The organism is Arthrospira sp. PCC 8006 (assembly GCF_046480465.1).
GTDB classification, from domain to species: domain Bacteria; phylum Cyanobacteriota; class Cyanobacteriia; order Cyanobacteriales; family Microcoleaceae; genus Limnospira; species Limnospira platensis.
The window spans coordinates 1-3,312 of the sequence record NZ_PKGG01000357.1 but is presented as its reverse complement, the minus strand read 5'-3'; the positions used below and the strand labels follow the sequence as shown (position 1 = coordinate 3,312).

Genomic DNA, 3,312 nt, shown 5'->3' with positions numbered 1-3,312 from the left:
CGTTTTGATGCCGTCTACACTAATAAATGGTTGTAGGCGAAAATATTTAGCTATTCGGGCAAGTCTATTTTGAACAAACAAAGGATCTAATCCAGATGTATTAATTCGCAAATTACTGGACGTTATTTTTGTTAATCTTTCCACCCGATAAACACCAAGCAAATAATCGATCGCCCTCTCTTCAGTATTACAATTCCGCCACTCCTCAACATCAATCTGCTGATAAGCAAGACTCGTAACCGCCAAAAACAACGGTTGACGAATGAAATCGACAATCTTTTCCGAACCCTTGATACTCTCCCAAAATTCCCCTAGATTGACCGAGGCAAAATAATGCCGAATTTGCTCATTCGTCAAATCCTCCAAGCAAATCGCCCCATTTAAGTGCAACATCTCCTCATAATCTTCATACTCTTCCTTGCGACTGCACACCACCAAATGTAATGGCGAAAACTCACTGCTTAAAAACTGACTAATTGCCTGGACACACTTCGCCTGACGTTCCGATCGCAATTCATCCAACCCATCCAACAACAGCACTAACTCCTTCTCCCGAAGCCACTGTTCTCCCATCTCCTGACTCACTCCCTTACTCATAAGCTGAGAGAGAACCCACTCCTTAATCGAAGGGTCATATTTTTCCCGCTCTCCAAAGGGTAAAAACTTACGTTTCGTCACCTCTTGCCAACTCGAAAGCTCCAAAATCACCGGAATCGGGGCATCGCTATTCCCTTCTGCCCGCTCAATCAAGGCTTCCGCTAACTCTAATAACGTGGTGGTTTTTCCGCCCCCCGGTTTGCCCAAAATCAGGAACTTGCCGGAAATTGTGGGATTATCAAACACATCCAGAATCGTCGTCTGGGGGGGTAACTGAACACTGCGCTGTTCCCCCACCTTCACCGACATATCCCAAGGGCGTTGCACCTGCTGGGGTTGCTGTTCCTTGCCCAAATTCAGCCGCAACGCCGCCCGGTGGATAGACTGGGTTAAACGGCTTTCTACCTCGGTTCGCATCTGAGTCAATACATTTTGACGTTGGCGATACTCCTGTTTAGATAACTGTCGCCCCCCCGGTTGATTGTGCAGCGACTCGAACCCCTGCCGCACCTCTTGACGAAATTCCGTCACTTCTTGGCGCAACTCCTCTAGGCGTTCCTCTAGGCTTTGTAGCAATTCGGTGATGGTGGTTTCCATCACCCCCAACTGGTGACAAACTTCCGCAAAACCCGAATCAATCCGGCGGGAAATATCGTTAAAAAATGCCTGCTGCTGGGCAACCGTTCCCCGTAACTGGGTTTCTAATTCCTGGAACTGTTGCAGGATTTGGCTGAATTCCTCCGCATTCATCCCCCCTTGACTGGCTTGCAGTTGACTCAGTTGTGCCTGCATTCGGGTGAGTAATTGCAAGGTTAATCCGGCAAAGGCTTTACCATCATTAGCAAAGTCTTCCTTGAGGGTTTCTCGCAAGGCTTTGGGGAAGGTGGTATGCAGTAATTCGGCGACATTTTGACGCACCTCTGGGGGCATGGCAAACCCACCCCCTTTACAAGCAGCCATGTTGAGGCGGATGAAAATATCCCCCCATTCTGTAGCGGTGAGGTTGCCTTGTTGGGTGAGTTGGTATTCTGCCGGGGTGAGGAATTGGTCGAGTTTGGCTTCTCGCAGTTCCGGGTAACGTTGCGGGGTGAGTTCCTGTTGGGCAATGTGCAGCCAGTTATCCTTAGCTTGGGCGGCAATTTTTTCGAGGTGTTGGCGGGTTTTGCCGCGCTGTTGTTTGGCGGCGAGGGTAATGACAGCAGCTATGGCTTTTCCCACCGCCTTGGTTAAGTCATGATTTTCTAGGGAGACTCCCCCCTCTCCTGCGTCAAGTAGCGCATCGATCGCATTAGCCGTATTCCCCGCCGCCACATTCCCTAGGGCAGTTGCTAAGATGGGACCCAAGACCATTCCTTCTGCCGCCACGAGGGGGGGAAATGCCAAGCTACCCAGGACGCAGCCGCCACTAATGGTTAATTTGAGGATATCTCGCCCTACAGCCATTGCTACTATGATGATTCAAATGACGGTTTTTGTCCGTTCATGAATCCTGGCGATCGCCACCCCCTAGGTGATAGTCTCCCCAAGGTTTCTCATATTTATGATACCATGGTGACTGGCAATAGTCAATCCTGAGAAATTGATTTAAACTCAGCAGAAATCTTGACCAAAACCCGATTTTGCCATACTTAGTCAACCTGACCCTGGCTACTAAGATTTAAGGGGGATATTTCAGTTCAGGAAACATAACCATGATTTGAGTTATTTCAGATTACCTAACCACCAGATGCCAAGATTAGGGAAATTAACAATTCATATCTGGTAATCTTTATCCACAATCCTAAATGGTAGTAGTGAAGTTATGAAAATTGCGATCGCTCAAATTAACCCCACTGTCGGTGATTTAACAGGTAATGCTCAACTAATTCTGGAAGCAGCCCAGTGGGCTATTAACGAGGATGCTAGTTTACTCCTCACCCCCGAATTAGCCCTAATTGGCTATCCCCCACGAGACCTATTAATCCGCCCCAGTTTTATTAATGCCGCCCAACAACAACTCGAAAAACTCGCCCAACAACTCCCCGTAGAATTAGCCGTTTTAGTCGGGACAGTTTCCCCGAATCATACCGCCAGCCAATTGGGTGGTAAACCCCTCTTTAATACAGCAGCATTATTAATGGGTGGTGAGATTAAACAGATGTTCCATAAACGTTTACTCCCCACCTATGATGTCTTTGATGAACATCGCTATTTTGAACCCGCCCCAACCAGTGATTTTTTCACACTCAAAAAACCTCGGTCAGAGGAGATAGTAAAAATTGGGGTGAGTATTTGCGAGGATTTGTGGAATGATGAGAAGTTTTGGGCACAGCGTAACTATAGCTGCGACCCCATGAAAGATTTAAGCGATCGCCATGTTGATTGGGTAGTAAATTTGTCCGGTTCCCCCTATCGCGCCGGTAAACAAAAATTACGAAAAGCCATGCTAAGTCACAGCGCCCGCCGCTACGGAATTCCCATTATTTATAATAATCAGGTTGGCGCTAATGATGACCTCATTTTTGATGGCTGTAGCTTAGTGATTAATGGCTCAGGAGATGTAGTTAAAAGTTTAGCCGCTTTTCAGACCGATTTACAAATAATTGAATGGGATTTTAACACCTCTACTTTTGTCGGTGATTCTGCGAATATTGAGGATACACAATTACTCGATTCAGATGACGAGATTTGGCAGGCTTTGGTTTTGGGCGTGAAAGACTACACCCGAAAATGTGG

The 3,312-nt window shown here is 47.1% G+C and carries 2 protein-coding genes; one reads left to right on the top strand and one right to left on the bottom strand.

Going from position 1 to position 3,312, the window contains the following annotated elements; all coding sequences use genetic code 11:
* Nucleotides 1-2,040 (bottom strand): NACHT domain-containing protein (locus B9T16_RS27160; RefSeq protein ID WP_410246231.1); only part of this gene is annotated, 2,040 nt, incomplete at its 3' end.
* A 358-nt stretch (nt 2,041-2,398) separates the two neighbouring features.
* On the opposite strand from B9T16_RS27160, the gene B9T16_RS27155 reads away from it, so the two are divergent.
* On the top strand, nt 2,399-3,312 hold a 914-nt coding region (locus tag B9T16_RS27155), incomplete at its 3' end, for a nitrilase-related carbon-nitrogen hydrolase (protein ID WP_410246230.1).